General features: G+C 70.0%; 14 protein-coding genes. 11 read left to right on the top strand and 3 right to left on the bottom strand.

Annotation, left to right across the window (positions count from 1 at the left end; genetic code table 11):
* The first annotated feature begins 49 nt into the window (after nt 1–49).
* The 9 genes from ABIA32_RS28540 (at nt 50) to ABIA32_RS28500 (ending at nt 13,213) form a co-directional block, all read left to right on the top strand.
* On the top strand, nt 50–877 hold the full coding sequence (locus tag ABIA32_RS28540; protein WP_370101513.1) for an alpha/beta fold hydrolase: 828 nt from the start codon (nt 50–52) through the stop codon (nt 875–877).
* Nucleotides 878–988: 111 nt separating this feature from the next.
* Nucleotides 989–1,393 (top strand): SHOCT domain-containing protein, encoded by a 405-nt coding sequence (locus tag ABIA32_RS28535; protein WP_370101510.1) that lies wholly within the window; start codon nt 989–991, stop codon nt 1,391–1,393.
* Nucleotides 1,394–1,534: 141 nt separating this feature from the next.
* Nucleotides 1,535–2,224, top strand: a complete 690-nt coding sequence (locus ABIA32_RS28530; protein ID WP_370101507.1) for a rhomboid-like protein — start codon at nt 1,535–1,537, stop codon at nt 2,222–2,224.
* Between the two features lie 301 nt (nt 2,225–2,525).
* Nucleotides 2,526–4,232 carry an ABC transporter substrate-binding protein gene (locus ABIA32_RS28525; RefSeq protein WP_370101504.1) on the top strand — a complete coding sequence of 569 codons (1,707 nt, stop codon included), beginning with the start codon at nt 2,526–2,528 and terminating at the stop codon, nt 4,230–4,232.
* Nucleotides 4,229–5,182 (top strand): ABC transporter permease, encoded by a 954-nt coding sequence (locus ABIA32_RS28520; protein ID WP_370101501.1) that lies wholly within the window; start codon nt 4,229–4,231, stop codon nt 5,180–5,182. The genes ABIA32_RS28525 and ABIA32_RS28520 overlap by 4 nt, the downstream gene beginning before the upstream one ends.
* Nucleotides 5,179–6,165 (top strand): ABC transporter permease, encoded by a 987-nt coding sequence (locus ABIA32_RS28515; RefSeq protein WP_370101498.1) that lies wholly within the window; start codon nt 5,179–5,181, stop codon nt 6,163–6,165. The genes ABIA32_RS28520 and ABIA32_RS28515 overlap by 4 nt, the downstream gene beginning before the upstream one ends.
* A gap of 5 nt (nt 6,166–6,170) precedes the next feature.
* Nucleotides 6,171–7,808 carry a dipeptide ABC transporter ATP-binding protein gene (locus ABIA32_RS28510; RefSeq protein WP_370101496.1) on the top strand — a complete coding sequence of 546 codons (1,638 nt, stop codon included), beginning with the start codon at nt 6,171–6,173 and terminating at the stop codon, nt 7,806–7,808.
* A gap of 155 nt (nt 7,809–7,963) precedes the next feature.
* Nucleotides 7,964–9,715 (top strand): discoidin domain-containing protein, encoded by a 1,752-nt coding sequence (locus ABIA32_RS28505; protein ID WP_370101493.1) that lies wholly within the window; start codon nt 7,964–7,966, stop codon nt 9,713–9,715.
* 51 nt (nt 9,716–9,766) lie between these two features.
* A complete protein-coding gene (locus ABIA32_RS28500; RefSeq protein ID WP_370101490.1) occupies nt 9,767–13,213 on the top strand; it encodes a discoidin domain-containing protein in 3,447 nt (1,148 codons plus the stop codon).
* Nucleotides 13,214–13,315: 102 nt separating this feature from the next.
* Here ABIA32_RS28500 and ABIA32_RS28495 read toward each other — a convergent pair whose 3' ends face one another.
* Nucleotides 13,316–13,642 carry a hypothetical protein gene (locus ABIA32_RS28495; RefSeq protein WP_370101488.1) on the bottom strand — a complete coding sequence of 109 codons (327 nt, stop codon included), beginning with the start codon at nt 13,640–13,642 and terminating at the stop codon, nt 13,316–13,318.
* 163 nt (nt 13,643–13,805) lie between these two features.
* Here ABIA32_RS28495 and ABIA32_RS28490 point away from each other — a divergent pair, with 163 nt between their 5' ends.
* Entirely contained in the window at nt 13,806–14,027 is a 222-nt protein-coding gene (locus ABIA32_RS28490; RefSeq protein ID WP_370101485.1) for a dodecin, read from the top strand.
* A gap of 53 nt (nt 14,028–14,080) precedes the next feature.
* On the opposite strand, the gene ABIA32_RS28485 is transcribed toward ABIA32_RS28490, so the two are convergent.
* On the bottom strand, nt 14,081–15,280 hold the full coding sequence (locus tag ABIA32_RS28485; protein ID WP_370101482.1) for a cytochrome P450: 1,200 nt from the start codon (nt 15,278–15,280) through the stop codon (nt 14,081–14,083).
* Nucleotides 15,270–15,980 (bottom strand): tRNA-dependent cyclodipeptide synthase, encoded by a 711-nt coding sequence (locus ABIA32_RS28480; protein WP_370101479.1) that lies wholly within the window; start codon nt 15,978–15,980, stop codon nt 15,270–15,272. The genes ABIA32_RS28485 and ABIA32_RS28480 overlap by 11 nt, the downstream gene beginning before the upstream one ends.
* Before the next feature lie 176 nt (nt 15,981–16,156).
* Between ABIA32_RS28480 and ABIA32_RS28475 the strand changes: the two genes are divergently transcribed.
* Nucleotides 16,157–16,612 (top strand): GNAT family N-acetyltransferase, encoded by a 456-nt coding sequence (locus ABIA32_RS28475; RefSeq protein ID WP_370101476.1) that lies wholly within the window; start codon nt 16,157–16,159, stop codon nt 16,610–16,612.
* Nucleotides 16,613–16,781 lie beyond the last annotated feature (169 nt).

The following is a 16,781-nucleotide window of genomic DNA, read 5'->3' as shown; positions in this document are numbered from 1 at the left end:
ATCCTACGCTCCGTACACGTTGTGCCAGGTGGGACGCCACACTGTGTCCATGCACGAGCACGAGCCGTCCACAATCGAGACGCACGAGACGAACCAGACGCAGCAGTCGCATGCCACCGCCGCCGACGGCACCCGCATCGCCTACCAGGTCCGGGGAGAGGGCAGGTCCCTGGTCCTCCTCTCCGGCCAGGCGAACAGCCACCACTGGTGGGACCCGGTCCGTGCCGACTTCGACGCCGCCTTCCGCACCGTCACGCTCGACTACCGGGGCACCGGTGACAGCGACAGGCCGGACGAGCCGTACAGCACCGAAGGCTTCGCCGAGGACGTCGTCGCCGTGCTCGACCGGCTCGGCATCGCACGCGCCGACGTCTACGGCACCTCGATGGGCGGGCGGGTGGCGCAGTGGGTCGCCGCCCGGCACCCCGAACGGGTCGGCCGGCTCGTGCTCGGCTGCACCTCCCCCGGCGACCGGCACGGCGTCGAGCGCGGCGCCGAGGTCAACGCCGCGCTGACCGACCGCGACGAGCGAGCGGCGCGGGCCGCGCTGGTGGACCTGATGTACACCCCCGCCTGGACCGCGACGCACGCAGGCCCGTTCGCCACCCTCGGCGACCGGACCATGCCGGCCTACGCCCGCCGCCGACACCGCATGGCGAGCGCGCGCCACGACGCCTGGGCCGTGCTCCCTGACATCACGGCGCCCACCCTCGTCCTGCACGGCACCGACGACCGCTTCAACCCGACCGCCAACGCGCCGCTGCTCGCGGAGCGGATCCCGGACGCCCGCCTCGAACTCGTCGAGGGCGCGCGGCACGCCTACTTCGAGGAATTCCGCGCGACGGCGAGCCCCCTGGTGCTCGACTTTCTGGCCTGAGCCGCCCTCGGCCGACCATCCTCTCCCGGAGTGCGGGACCGATCATGCCCTGGTATGTCTCTTATAACCGCTATGTCCTATAGCGAGCATGGCCGACAGCAGGAGCGATCGATGCAGAACTACCCGCTGCTCAACCTCTTCTGGACGATGCTGGAGTTCTTCGTCTGGATCCTCTGGTTCTTCTTGCTCTTCAAGATCCTCTCGGACATCTTCCGCAGCCACGACATGAGCGGCTGGGGCAAGGCCGGCTGGATCATCCTGGTCATCCTGGTGCCCTTCATCGGCGTGCTGGCCTACGTGATCGTGCGCGGCAAGTCGATGGGCCAGCGCGACGCCGAACAGGCCCAGAAGGCCGACGCGGCGTTCAAGCAATACGTCCGCGAGGCGGCCGGCCCCTCCGGCGGCTCCGGCGCGTCCGGCCACGTGGACGAGCTGGCAAGGCTCGCCGAGCTCAAGTCCAGCGGCGCGCTGACCGAGGAGGAGTACCAGAAGGCGAAGGACAAGATCCTGGCCTGACCCGCGGCTCCCGGCCCGACGGGTGAACAGCTGGGCGAACCGCCCCGCCGTTCACCCGTCCACCCGTTCGTCGTAACGCCGGACGCGACAGAGCCTCAGCCCAGCGGTTGCGGGGCATCCGGCCCCGGGTTAGAACGGATCATGGAGTTCGCCCGGACGGAGTCACAGCCCGGTCGGCTGGCGCAAGCCGCCTGGCGCTACGTCAGGCGAGCCCCCGGCACCTTCGTCTGGCTGGCGATCCTTTTCGTCACCACGCTGATCATCCGACACGTCGACCCCGGCGTAGCGGACCACATCCTGGAGAAGCGCTCCACCAATCTGCACTACCTCGCCGTCGAGCCGGTCCGGGTGCTGTTCACCAGCGCACTCTGGATCGCCGGCGGGGGCTGGTATTTCTACTTCGCCCTCTACAACATCTTCCACGTCCCCGCCGAACGCTGGCTCGGCACCGCACGCTGGCTGGCGGTGGTGGCGATCGCGCACGTCGGGGCGACGTACATCAGCGAGGGCGTCCTCTACTGGGCCATCCGCCACGGACACGCCCCGGAGAGCGCGAAGTACACCCTGGACTACGGCGTCAGCTACGCCCTCGCCGGCATCGAGGCCGTGCTGACCTACCTGATCGTGCGTCCGTGGCGGTATCTCTACCTCGCCGGCGTGCTGTTGTTCTACGGCCTCGGCGTGATCCAGAGCCGCGACTTCACCAGCATCGGCCACTTCAGCGCCGCCCTGCTCGGCCTCGCCTGCTATCCGCTGACCCGCGGCCGCCCCGGCGCCTTCGACCCCGTCGCCACGGCCGAGGCGATCTGGGGGCGGCTGCGCCGAAGTTGACTGACTCTATTCAGTCAGCCTACGATCCTGAGCCATGCACACGCACTCCTCCGCTCTTCGGCTGCCGACCCACCGGGTCGTGCTGCTGGCGACGAGTGCCCACAGCGTTGCCGACATCCTCTGTCGCCGCTGACCTGCCGCCGCGGGTGACCTCACCCCGCGCCTGCTCCCGTCGGGAGCTTTCTTCACCACGTCACCCTCTCACCCCTTCAGGCCGTGGCCCACCGCCGCGCGCCGCCGCGCGCGCGCCCCGCCGCGCGGCCTCCCCCTGTCCGGGCTCTTCGCCCACTGAGGACGCATCATGCTTCGCCCTGCCCGAATACATCTATTCACTGCTGCCGTCGCCGTGCTCACCGGTTCCCTCGCCGCCTGCGGCAGCGGCACCACCGGCAGCTCCGCGTCGGGCTCAGCCGACGCCTTCTCCGCGGCCACCTGCCAGGGCGGCACGCTGCACGTGCTCAACGCGTCCAAGGCGACGAGCGGTTACGACCCGGCCGTCCTCTACACCTCCGGCGGCGGGGCCATCCCGCGTCTGCTCTTCCGCACCCTGACCACGCGTCAGAGCGTCGCGGGCGCCGAGGGGACGAAGGTCGTCCCCGACCTGGCCACCGACACCGGCAGGCCCAGCCAGAACGCGACCGTCTGGACCTACCACCTCAAGCCGGGCCTCAGGTACGCCGACGGCAGCGCGATCACCTCCGCCGACATCAAGTACGGCATCGAGCGTTCCTTCTCCTCGCAGCTGGCCGGCGGCCCGCCCTACCTGCGCGACTGGCTGATCGGCGGCGCCGACTACCAGGGCCCCTACGGCAGCAACCCGGACCTGGCCTCCATCGCCACCCCGGACGCGGCCACCGTCGTCTTCCATCTGCGCAAGAGCGAGGGCGACTTCCCCTACCTGGCCGCCGAGACGCAGTTCGCCCCCGTGCCCAAGGCCAAGGACACCGGCAAGGAGTACAACGCCGCACCCGTCTCCTCCGGCCCCTACACGATCGCGAGCTTCACCAAGGGCAAGGAGCTCGACCTCGTCCGCAACCCCGACTGGTCACGCAGCACCGACCAGCAGCGACTGGCCTGCCCCGACAGGATCGACATCAGTCTCGGTCTCTCCGCCGCCGTCATCAACCAGCGGCTCAGCGCCTCCATCGGTGACGACGCGGACGCCATCACCACCGACACCGCGCTCGACGCACCGACCCTGGCCAAGGTCTCGGCCAGCCCGGCCCTGAAGAAGCGCGTCGTCAGCGGGCAGTTCCCGGACACCCACTACCTGGCCTTCAACGTCAAGAAGGCGCCCTTCGACAACCAGCAGGTGCGCGAGGCCCTCGCCTACGCGGTGGACCGCACCGCCGTCGTCAACGCCGAGGGCGGCAGCCAACTCGCCGTTCCCAGCACCACGTTCACCCCGGCCAGCCTGGCCGCCGCGCACCAGGACTACGACTGGTTCCCCGCGGGCCCGACCGGGAACCCGGACCAGGCCAAGCGACTGCTCGCCCAGGCCGGACATCCCAACGGCATCACCGTACCGCTCGCCTACGACAACTCCGACCCGGCCGCAGCCACCGCCCTCCAGCAGGCCTTCGCCAAGGCCGGGATCACCCTCGAGCTGACCCCGCTCGACTCCTCGGCCTTCAGCAGCACCGTCAACAACCCGACCACCGAGCCCGCCCTCTCCCTCAACAGCTGGGGCGCGGACTGGCCCAGCGGCGGCCCGTTCCTGACGCCGATCTTCGACGGGCGCGAGATCGTCTCCGGCGGCGGCAACTTCAACCTCGCCCAGTACAACGACCCGCAGATCAACGCGGAGATCGACCGGATCAACCAGATCACCGACTACGCGACCGCCCAGAGGCAGTGGGCCGCTCTCGACGCCCGGATCGGCAAGCTCGCACTGAACGTGCCGCTCTACGCCGAGGCCAGCAGCGTGCTGCACGGCTCGCATGTCAAGAACACCTACCTCGACCAGTGGCGCGGCTGGTACGACATCGCCTCGGTGTCCGTCAAGTGACGCTCACCAGCACCGAACTCGGTGCCGCCGCCTCGCCGGGCCGTCGCCCGGCGGGCGGCGCCGCCACCACCGGGTGGGCCCGGCTCCGGGCCCGCCCGGCCGGCCGCGTCGCCCTGCTGACCGTCGGCCTGCTGGTCCTCGTCGCGCTGGCCGCCCCCCTGCTCAGTGCGGTGGAGGGTCAGGATCCCAACACCTTCCACGACGACCTGCTCGACTCGGCCACCGGCGGCAGTCCGCTCGGCCGCTTCGGCGGGATCAGCGCCGACCACTGGCTCGGTGTCGAACCGACCACCGGGCGCGACCTGTTCGCGCGCCTCGTCTACGGCGCCCGGGTCTCCCTGGGCGTCGCCGCCGGGGCCACCGCCGGGCAGCTGCTCATCGGCCTGCTGGTCGGGCTCGCCGCCGGACTCGGCGGCCGCTGGGCCGACGCGGTGCTGAGCCGCGTGACCGACCTGGCGCTCGCCCTGCCCGGCCTGTTCTTCTCCATCGCCCTGCTCGCGGTGGTCCCGCAGTCCTTCCCGCGCCCGCTGCTGCTCGGCCTGATCCTCGCTGGCCTGGGCTGGGCCCCGACCGCGCGGATCGTCCGGGCCGAGGCGCTGGTGCTGCGCGAACGCGAGTACGTCGCCGCCGCGCAGCTGACCGGCGCGAGCACCTGGCGGATCGCCCGCAGGGAGATCCTGCCCGGTCTGGTGGCCCCGGTCGCCACCTACACCGCGCTCGCACTGCCGGGCAACATGGTTGCCGAGGCTGGGCTCTCCTTCCTCGGACTGGGCGTCAAGCCGCCCACGCCCTCCTGGGGCCAGATGCTCTCCGGCGCGACGACCTGGTTCCAGGTCGACCCCGCGTACGTGCTGATCCCCGCGCTGACGCTGCTCGTCTGCGTGCTCGCCTTCACCGGGCTCGGCGAGGCGCTGCGCGTCGCGCTCGACCCCAAGGGAGCACGCCGGTGATCCGCTTCCTGCTGCGCCGCCTGGCCGGCGCCGCCGCCGTGCTGCTGGTCCTGGCCGCCGTCACCTACCTGCTCTTCTATCTGCTGCCCGGCGACCCGGCCGTGCTCGCCTGCGGCAAGGGCTGCACCGCGCCGCAACTCGACGCCGTCCGGCACGCGCTCGGCACCGACCGCTCGGTGCCGGAGCAGTTCTGGTCCTTTCTCAGCACCCTCGTCCTCGGCCATCGGTTCAGCACCGGCCCGACCACCGTCTGGTGCTCCGCCCCCTGCCTGGGCTACTCGTACCAGAGCAACGAACCGGTGACGCAGATGCTGCTCGACCGCCTGCCGGTCGACGTCTCGCTGACGCTCGGCGCAGCCGCGCTCTGGCTGCTCCTCGGCATCGGCGCGGGTCTCTTCTCCGTGCTGCGCCCCGGCACACTCCGTGACCGGATCACCAACGCGGTGGTACTCGCCCTCGGTTCGACGCCGGTCTTCGTGCTGGCGCTGCTGCTGCTCATGGTCGCCTGCGTCTGGCTGAAGGTGCTGCCCTTTCCGTCCTACGTGCCGCTCACCGAGGACCCGGCCCAGTGGGCGCAGAACCTGCTGCTGCCCTGGCTCGCCATCGCGCTGGTCTCCGCCGCCGGCTACACCCGGCTGACCCGTGCGGGCGTGCTGGAGGCGCTGAGCCTGGACCATATCCGCACGCTGCGCGCCTACGGTTTCCCCGAGCGGCGCATCGTCACCCGGCACGCGATCCGGGTCGCGCTGCCCACGCTGGCGACGGTCGCCGCGCTGGACATCGGCGCGCTGCTGAGCGGGGCCGTGTTCACCGAGACCATGTTCGGCCTGCCCGGCCTCGGCAAGCTGGCCGTCGAGGCGGCCGGGACGATCGACCTGCCGGTGGTCTGCGGGATCACCCTGCTCGCCGGAGCCCTGGTCGTCCTCGCCAACACCGCCGCCGACCTGCTGCACGCGGCGCTCGATCCGAGAGTCAGGATCTGATCCCCATGAACGCCTCCACCGTCACCGATCCTGTCACCGATCCCGTCAGCGACCTCGTTCTGCGGGTCAGGGACCTGCGCGTCGGCTATCCCGGCCCGGCCGGGCCCGTGGCCGCCCTCGACGGACTCTCCTTCGATCTGGCACCCGGCCAGGTGCTGGGCCTGGTCGGTGAATCGGGGTCCGGCAAGTCCGCCGCCGCCCTCGCCCTGCTCGGCCTGCACCGGGGAACCGGCGCCACCGTCGAGGGCGCGGTGACCCTGCACCGGCCGGGAGTGCCTGACGTCGATCTGGTCGCCGCGAGCGACACGGAACTGCGCACCCTCCGCGGGACCGAGCTGGCGATGGTCTTCCAGGACCCGCTGACCAGCCTCGACCCCTACCGCCGCGTCGGCGCGCAGATCGCCGCCGCCTACCGCCTGCACACGGGCGCGAGCCGCGCCCAGGCCCAGAGGCGCACGGCCGAGGCGCTGGACCGGGTCGGCATCGATCCCGCGCTGCGTGCGCGGGACTACCCGCACCAGTTCTCCGGCGGGATGCGGCAGCGCGTGCTGATCGCCATGGCCCTGGCCCTGCGCCCGCGCGTCCTGGTCGCGGACGAGCCGACGACCGCGCTGGACGTCACCGTCCAGGCCCAGATCCTGCGGCTGCTCGCCGAGCTGCGTGAGGAGACCGGCATGGCGCTGGTGCTGATCAGCCACGACGTGGGGGTGGTGGCCGGGCTGGCGGACGAGGTGATCGTGCTCAGCCGGGGCCGGCCGGTGGAGCAGGGCCCGGCCGGCTCGCTGCTCAGCCGCCCCACGCACGCCTACACCCGCCGTCTGCTCGACGCCGTTCCCCGCCTCGACGCACCGCTGCCGGAGCGGCCGCAGCCGCCCGCGAACGACGACGCGCTGATTCAGGTCGAGGGGCTGCGCGTGGACTTCGGCACGGTGCAGGCGCTGCGCGGAGTCGATCTGACGGTGCGTCGGGGCGAGACGCTGGGCGTGGTGGGCGAGAGCGGCAGCGGGAAGTCGACACTCGGACGCACGCTCGTCCGGCTTCAGGACCCAACCGCAGGCCGCGTTCGCTTCGAGGGCGCGGACCTCGCGTCCTGGCACGGACGCTTGCTGCGCGAGCGCCGGCGTGACCTGCAGATGGTCTTCCAGGACCCCGGCTCCTCGCTCAACCCGCGCCGTCGGATCGGCGACTCGATCGCCGAGCCGCTGCGGGTCCAGGGCGTCCGCGACGCCGACCAGCTGCGCGCGGAGTCCGTCGCCCTGCTGGAACGCGTCGGCCTGGACGCGGCGCACGCCGACCGCCATCCGCACGAGCTCTCCGGTGGGCAGCGGCAACGGGCAGCCATCGCACGGGCGTTGATCCTGCGTCCGAAGCTGATCGTCTGCGACGAGCCGGTATCCGCCCTGGACGTCACCACCCAGGCGCAGGTGGTCGCGCTACTGCGCGAGCTGCGCGAGGAGTTCGAGCTGACGCTGGTCTTCATCGCGCACGACCTGGCGGTGGTGCGATCCGTGAGCGACCGGGTCGCGGTGATGCGCGGCGGTGAGGTTGTGGAGACATTGCCCGCAAGAGAACTGACTGAGCCTCAGCATCCTTACACCAAAGCCCTACTGGAGGCGGTCCCTCGGCTGGACGCGGTGGCATGAGATAGAGCGCTCTCGCACACGCACTCCTCACAGAATTCCAACACATCCGTGCTGCAGGCCTTGACATGTTCTGTGCCTGCTCCTAGAAACACTCCTGGCGTGAGAGCGCTCTCACGCCCCTCGCCGCCACCCCGCGCGCACCCAGGAGCCGCCAAATGCCAGGGAAACGTCACACCGCTCTCCGTAAGCCGCCCGCCGGCCTGACCCTGCTCGCCGTCGTCGCGCTGTTCGCGAGCCTGCTGCTCGCGCTCGCGCAGTCCCCCGCCCGCGCGGCGGGGACGCTGCTCTCGCAGGGCCGCCCGGCCACCGCCTCCTCCATCGAGAACGCGGGCACGCCCGCGTCCGCCGCCGTCGACGGCAACACCACCACCCGCTGGTCGAGCGCCTTCAGCGACCCGCAGTGGCTCCAGGTCGACCTCGGCGCGAACGCGACGATCAGCCAGGTCGTCCTGCAGTGGGAGACCGCCTACGCCACGGCCTTCCAGATCCAGACCTCCACCGACGCCACCACCTGGACCACGATCTACTCCACCACCACCGGCACGGGCGGCACCCAGACCCTCAACGTCACCGGCAGCGGACGCTACGTCCGCATGTACGGCACCGCCCGCGCCACCCAGTACGGCTACTCCCTCTGGGAGTTCCAGGTCTACGGCTCACTCACCACGAACACCTGCGGCACGACGAACGCCGCGCTCAACCGGCCCGCTACCGCCTCCTCCACCGAGAACGCCACCTTCCCCGCGTCCGCCGCCTTCGACGGCAACAGCGGAACCCGCTGGTCCAGCGCCTTCAGCGACCCGCAGTGGCTCCAGGTCGACCTCGGCAGCAGCCAGACGGTCTGTCAGGTCGTCCTGCAGTGGGAGGCCGCCTACGCCAAGGGCTACCAGATCCAGGTCTCGAACGACGCCACCACCTGGACCACCGTCTACAGCACCACCACCGGCAGCGGCGGCACCGAGACGCTGAACCTCACCGGCACCGGCCGCTACCTGCGCATGTACGGCACCGCCCGCGCCACCGCCTACGGTTACTCGCTCTGGGAGCTCCAGGTCTTCACCACCTCCAGCGGCGGTGGCGGCGGCTCCGACCCCTTCTGGGGCGACACCAGCACCATCCCGGCCGCGCAGAACGTGGTCGAGGTGAAGATCCTCAACCGGACCAACGGCCAGTACCCGGACAGCCAGGTCTACTGGAGCTTCAACGGCCAGACCCACTCGATCGCCGACCAGCCCTACCTCGACATGCCCGCCAACTCGGCCGGGCGGATGTACTTCTACCTCGGCTCGCCCACCAGCAAGTACTTCGACTTCATCGAGTTCACCGTGGGCGCGAACGTCTTCAACGGCAACACCACCCGCGTCGACGCCTTCGGCCTGCCGATCGCGATGCGGCTGCACTCCAAGGACGGCTACGACGTCCAGGTCGGTGAGACGCAGCAGGTCTTCACCGAGGACCGGACCACGTTCTTCCAGGACTTCGTGAACGCCGTGCCGCAGGAGTTCAAGGTGCTGGCGCAGACCCAGGCGCCGTACCGGATCATCGCCCCCGGCAGCGACCCGAGCTTCCAGACGGGCGGCGTCAATGCCAACTACTTCACCGCCTACGCGAATTCGGTCGGTGTCTCCGCTCCCACCTCGGACGTCTTCGGCTGCGCGGGCGTGCTGGCGAGCCAGCCGGGTGAGTGCGCGGCGCTGAACCGGCACGTCGCCACGCTGCCGCAGGCGCAGTGGTCCGACCCGAGCCAGTACTACCTGGCCGCGCCGGCCAACTACTACGCCAAGTTCTGGCACGACCACGCGATCAACAACCTGGCCTACGGCTTCCCCTACGACGACTACGCCGGCCAGTCCTCGTACATCTCGCACAGCGACCCGCAGTGGCTCGAGGTCGCCGTCGGCTGGTAGCCGCGGCGCGCAACCCATCCCACCCGGCACCTCATCCGACCAAGGAGTGTCGTGAACGCACGCCCACCTTCGCGCGCCCTGCACCCCCGACGCACCGTCAGACCCCTCTGGACGGCGGCCATCGCCGTTCTCGCCCTGCTCGCTGCCATCCTCTCCGGGACGGCGACCTCCGCGCACGCCGCGGCGACCCTGCTGTCGCAGGGCCGCCCGGCCAGCGCGTCCTCCATCGAGAGCACCGCCTTCCCCGCCTCAGCGGCGGTGGACGGCAATACCGGCACCCGCTGGTCGAGCGTGCCTGCGGTTGACCCGCAGTGGCTCCAGGTCGACCTCGGCGCCACCGCGTCGATCAGCCAGGTCGTGCTCAACTGGGAGACGGCCTACGCGACGGCTTTCCAGATCCAGACCTCCGACGACGCCAGCACCTGGACCACGATCTACTCCACCACCACCGGCACCGGCGGCAACCAGACGCTCAACGTCACCGGCACCGGCCGTTACGTCCGCATGTACGGGACGGCCCGCGCCACCGGCTACGGCTACTCCCTGTGGGAGTTCCAGGTCTTCGGCACCGCCGGCGCGGGCGGTGGCGCGACCTGCGGCACGCAGAACGCCGCGCTGAACCAGCCCGCGACCGCGTCGTCCACCGAGAACGTCGGAACTCCGGCGGCGGCCGCCGTCGACGGCAATACCGGCACCCGCTGGTCCAGCGCGTACAGCGACCCGCAGTGGCTCGAGGTCGACCTGGGCTCCACGCTGACGGTCTGCCAGGTCGTCCTCAACTGGGAGACCGCCTACGCCACCGCCTTCCAGATCCAGACCTCGACCGACAACACGAACTGGACCTCGATCTACTCGACGACCACCGGCACCGGCGGGGTCCAGACGCTGAACGTCTCAGGCACCGGGCGGTACATCCGCATGTACGGCACCGCACGCGCCACGGGCTACGGGTACTCCCTGTGGGAGTTCCAGGTCTTCACCGGCGGCAACGGCGGAGGCGGCGGGGGAGGCGGGGGTACCTGCGGCACCGCCAACGCGGCCCTGGGACACCCGGCCACCGCCTCCTCGATCCAGGACAGCAATCCCGCCTACGACCCCTTCTACGCCACCGACGGCAGCACGCTGACCCGCTGGTCGAGCGTGCCTGCGGTCGACCCGCAGTGGATCGACGTCGACCTCGGCGGGAGCCTGCCGATCTGCCAGGTGGTGCTCCAGTGGGAGAACGCGTACGCCTCGGCTTTCCAGATCCAGGTCTCCCCCGACAACACGAACTGGACCTCGATCTACTCCACCACCACCGGTACCGGGGGCACCCAGACCCTGAACGTCACCGGCACCGGGCGGTACATCCGCATATACGGCACCGCACGCGGGACGGGATACGGGTATTCGCTCTGGGAGTTCTCCGTCTACACGGTCGGCAACCAGACCGTCACCATCCCACCGCCCCCGCCGCAGCCCGCGCCGGGCAACTGCCCCTGGATCAACGAGCCGAACGTGGCCGTCTCGACCCGCGTCGCCCAGCTCATGGGCGCGATGACGCAGGACCAGAAGGACGCGATGCTCTACGGTGACGGCTCGAAGGTCTATATCGGGCAGATCGCCGGCCAGCCCTCGCTGTGCATCCCGAGCGTCAACCTCGAGGACGGGCCGAGCGGTGTGGGCGACGGGCTCGGCGGCGTCACCCAGTTTCCCGACGGTGAGGTGTCCGCGGCCACCTTCGACCCGAGCTACGTGCACGACTTCGGCGTCGCGGTCGGCCAGGAGTTCGCCGGCAAGGGCGTGAACGTCTCGCTCGGCCCGACCATCAACATGGTGCGCGACCCGCGCTGGGGCCGGTCCTACGAGACCTTCGGCGAGGACCCGTACCTGACCGGCGAGATCGTGAGCGCGGACGTTCAGGGCATGCAGAGCCAAGGCGTGATGGCCGAGGTCAAACACGCGGCCGCGTACAACATCGAGCAGCCGTCCGCACCGGGCAACGAGATCATCGACACGCGCACGCTGCAGGAGATGTACCTGCCCGGCTTCCAGACCGCCATCGAGAAGGGCGGCGCGGCGGCGCTCATGTGCGGGTACAGCATGGTGAACGGCAACTACTCCTGCCAGAACCCGTCCATCGAGAACGTCCCGATGTACCAGCAGGCCGGATTCCAGGGTTTCATCACCTCGGACTGGGGCGGCATTCACTCCACCGTGCCGTCGGCCAATGCCGGGGAGACGGTCGAGATGCCCTTCGGCGGGTTCTTCGCCACGTCACTCGAGCAGGCGGTCGCGGCGGGCCAGGTGACCCAGGCCACGTTCGACACGATGGTGTCCCGGGTGCTGACCCAGATGTTCCGCTTCGGCATGTTCGACAAGGCGCCGAGCGGCTCCACCACCACGATCGTCGCCACGCCCGCGCACCGCGCGGTCGCGCTCCGGGGCGACGAGGAAGGCACGGTGCTGCTGAAGAACAACGGCGTGCTGCCGCTCAACCCGAACGGCGGCGAGTCCCTCGCGGTCATCGGCACCCAGGCCGGCGCCGGCGCGATCACCGGAGGCGGCGGCAGCGGGAGCGCGACCAGCACCGGTACCTACAACCCGCTGTACAGCCTGCAGCAGCGCACCGCGGGGACGAACGTGACGGTCGGCTACGACGACGGCACGAACCAGGCCTCCGCGGTCGCGCTCGCGAAGTCCTCGACCGTGGCGATCGTCTTCGCCTCCGACAACTACGGGCACGAGGAGTCCGACAACACCACGCTCAACCTGCCGAACAACCAGGATGCGCTGATCTCGGCGGTCGCCGCGGCCAACCCGAACACGATCGTCGTGCTCAGCGACAACTCGGCGATCATGATGCCGTGGCTGAACCAGGTCGCGGGCGTGTTCGAGGGCTTCTACCAGGGTCAGGAGTACGGTCAGGCCGTCGCGGCGCTGCTGTTCGGCGACGTGAACCCCTCGGGGCACCTGCCGGTCACCTTCCCGGCCTCGCTGTCGCAGGTGCCGGCGAACACGGCCGCGCAGTGGCCCGGCGTCAACGGCACCGTGCAGTACTCCGAGGGGCTCGACATCGGGTACCGGTGGTACGACGCGAACAACGTCACTCCGCTGTTCCCGTTCGGGTTCGGCCTGTCCTACACCACCTTCTCGTTCGGCAACCTGCAAATCGGGGCGCTGAACAACGGGCAGGCGACGGTGACGGCCACCGTCACCAACACCGGGAGCCGGGCCGGTACCGAGGTGGCCCAGCTGTACGTCGGCGATCCGGCCTCGGCCGGCGAGCCGCCGCACCAGCTCAAGGGCTTCCAGCGGATCACGCTGAACCCCGGAGCGTCGGGCACGGTCACGTTCACGTTGACGGCGCACGACCTCGCGCACTGGGACACCGCCTCCAGTAACTGGACAGCGTCGGCGGGCTCCTACCAGATCCTGGTCGGAGACAGCTCGCGCAACCTGCCGCTGACCGGCAACCTCAACAACCCGAGCGACGTCACGGCGAACGCGATGGACTGAGCCGGGCGACGCACTACCGCAACAGGGCGGGGACCGGCACGGTGGATGCACCGTGCCAGTCCCCGCCGAGTTCGTACGTCCGCTCGCGAGCCGCTGCCCCGCCTACTGCCCGACGAAGGAGTAGCTCCGGTAGGTCGGGAGCCTCCGTCCGCCGTCGCCCACCGAGGTGTGCGTGGACAGGTAGTCGTTCCTGCCGGTGCAGTCAGGCGCAAAGTAGAGCCGCATGTCAGCCAGCGTGTTGTCCAGGACCGAGTTCACGCCGTTCAGAACGAAGACGTGACAGGACTTGTCCGGCGGGTTGGAGACGGTCTCCACGATCCTGCCGTTCGTCGCGCTGACGGTGCCCTGCGGCGGGTCGGAGCAACCGGCCAGTGCCACGACGAGCACCGCTCCGCCCAGCAGGACGGCAAAAGATCTGCTGCGGGACATCTCTGCTCCTCCTCCGGCCCAAGGGCCGTTCGGCCACGTCACGAGGCTATGCGCGGCCTTGCGGCCACGCCGCCCGGCGGCGACCGTCCGGGTGAGCGGGTCGCGTGGCGGGTCGTCGGACGGTGCGCGAAGGTGGAAGGAACCGACTCTGCCGGAGGCAGTAATGAGCGACCACACCACCTACCGCGTCACCGAGATCGTCGGCACCTCCACCGAAGGCGTCGACGCCGCGATCCGCAGCGCCCTCAGCCGCGCGTCCCAGACCCTGCACGGCCTCGACTGGTTCGAGGTGACGCAGGTCAGGGGCAGCATCTCCGACGGCGAGGTCAAGCAGTTCCAGGTCGGTCTCAAGGTCGGCTTCCGCCTGGACGACACCGGCAGCTGAACCGCCGATCAGGCGGTCCAGCCGTCAGCCCGGTCCGGCGGCTGCCGCCCCACTCACCACATGACGGGCAGGCGCTCCGGCATCCGCTTCATGAAGCCGGTCCGCCAGACCAACTGCTCGACCGGCACCGCCAGCCGCAGCTTCGGCATGCGCTCCAGCAGGGTGGCCACCGCGATCTCGGCGTGCTTCTTGCCGAGGGCCGTCGCCGGGCAGTAGTGCTGTCCGCCGCCGAAGGAGAGGTGGTCGCCCGCGTTGGCCCGGGTGACGTCCACGACGTCCGGGTCGGCGAAGGCCTCCGGGTCGAAGTTGGCACCCTCGACCAGGACCAGGACCAGCTCTCCCCGGCGCACCAGCACGTCGCCGAGCTGGACGTCCTCCAGTGCGAGCCGCGGCAGCCCGTCGCCGATGGAGAGGTTGACGCGCAGCAGCTCGTCGACGGCCCCCGGGATCTTCGACGGGTCAGCCCGCAGCTCCGCCCAGACCTCCGGGTGCTGGAGCAGCGTCACGCAGGCCATGGCGAGGAACCCGGACGTGGAGATCACTCCCGCGCCGAACATCGTCACGCCCACGGTCGCGAGCATCTCGTCCGTCAGGTGGGCGTAGTCCGGGTCGAGCCGCAGCGCCGCGATCTCGGCCATCAGCCCCGTCGTCGCGGGGTCGTCCAGACGCTCCGTCATATAGGCCATGTCGCGGTCCCAGTTGAGCTTGGCACCGGCGATCGGGCAGGCCGAGTTCATGAAGGCGATGTCCAGGCTGGCGGCCAGCTTCGGCGCGTCCTCCAGCGGGATGCCGAGAATCCGGCAGTGCAGCGCCTCCGAGTACGGGTTGGCGAACTGCCCACGCAGGTCCACCGGCGCGCCCTGGGCGAGCAACCCGTCGACCAGCTCGGCGGCGTAGTCGGTCATCCAGTCGATCAGGCCCTCCGCCTTCGGGTTGATGGCCTTGAGCACCGCCTTGCGCAGGCCCACGCCGGTGATGTTGCCCATGTTGTTGACGACCTCGGGCGGGATCGTCAGCGCGTACTGCCGGGGCACGCCCGGCGCGGAGGTGTCCTTGAGGCTGAACCGCCGGTCCTCCAGAACCTGCCGGCACAGCGCGTGCGAGGAGACCAGCCAGGCCTCGTCACCGGCGATGGTGCGCACCCGCTTGACCGGCTCCTTGCGCAACTCCTCGATCTCGTCCGGCAGTCGGTCGCCCCGCCAGGAGAAGGGGAACGCGGGCACGCCGACGGGCGTGGCGGTGTCAACGGACATCGGAGTCTCCTTCGGCGGGCGTGACGATCGCGTGGCCCTGGTTGCGTGAGGCCCGCAGGCCGGAGCCGCGGGAGTAGAGGAGTTCGGCCAGCGGCAGCAGCTGGTGGTAGCAGTTGAGCGAGGAGGGCACCCCGAGGATGGCCGGGGTGTCCAGGAAGAGCGGCGCCTCGGCGCAGATGTAGCGCAGACACACCGCGCGCTGCTCCTCGGTGGCCTCGCGCCCGTCCAGCACCTTGGAGGTCAGGAACGAGCCGACCAGCGACTCGATGACCTCGCGGAACTCGGGGTCGCTGTCGAGCAGGGTGCTGATGTGCCGGTGCAGCTGCTGGTAGGACGGGCTGGCCTGGAAGTCCGACATGGCATGGGAGTTGATCCTCCCGCTGCCGAAGTCGACGGCCTCCACGGCGTTGTTGACCTTGGCACGGACGCCGCGCAGGTTCTTGATCGCCTTGCGTCGCGCGTCGTCGACGGTGTAGCCGAGCGCCTCGTACATCTCCGCCACGTAGAGGTCGGTGTAGACGAGGTCCACCTGGCGGAAGTTCTCGGCGCCCCAGCGAGCGAGGTCGATCAGCCGCTGGGCCGAGAAGTAGCTGTTGCCCGGGGAGACGCCGATGACGGCGTGGTCGCCGTCCGCCTGGATCAACTCGCAGTGCGGCGTGTAGGGCCTGACTCGGAATAAGGTTTTGGTCGCTGTCTGCAAAGGGAGAGCGTCCTTCGCGTCGCAAGTCCCGACGGGGCCCTGTGCCCCTGGTGTGGCGACGACACGTGCAGTCAACCTGCGGGCACGGACAGTGTCAACGTGCGGTCCCACCACCTGAGACACGTCAACCTCCATGTCATCATGTGTTCATCCGCAGGAGAGGCGAGGCACAGCACGTGAAGATCGTGATCGACGACTTGACCGGCTCGGACATCGCCGCCTTCCTGGAGGCGCACGTCGAGCAACTGCGATCCATCTCCCCGCCGGAGAGCACGCACGCCCTCGACCTGGACGGCCTGCGCCGGCCCGAGGTCACCTTCTGGTCCGTCTACGACGGTGACGCGCTGGTCGGCTGCGGCGCGGTCAAGCGACTGGACGCCGAGCACGCGGAGCTGAAGTCGATGCGCACCGACACCACCCGCAAGCGGAGCGGGATCGCCTCGTTCCTGCTGGGCCACATCATCGACGAGGCCCGCGCGATGGGCTTCACCCGCCTCAGCCTGGAGACCGGCTCGACGGAGTTCTTCCAGCCGGCCAGGAGCCTCTACGCCAAGTTCGGATTCGAGCCCTGCGCGCCCTTCGGCGACTACCGGCCCGACCCGCACAGCGCCTTCCTGACGCGGGCACTCTGACTCCGCTGCTAACCCCACTGCTGACCCCACTGCTGACCCCGCCGCTGCGTTCAAGAAATTGACACGGTTTCATACCCGCAGCTCAGGACAGCCACAGCTATGACGGTAGAGAGCGCTCTCTGTTCACTACATTGACGCACTCCCCCACCCACGGTTAACTCACCTTCCA

The sequence above is a fragment of the Streptacidiphilus sp. MAP12-20 genome (genome assembly GCF_041262525.1).
GTDB lineage: Bacteria > Actinomycetota > Actinomycetes > Streptomycetales > Streptomycetaceae > Streptacidiphilus.
This window is presented reverse-complemented; position numbering and strand designations above follow the sequence as displayed.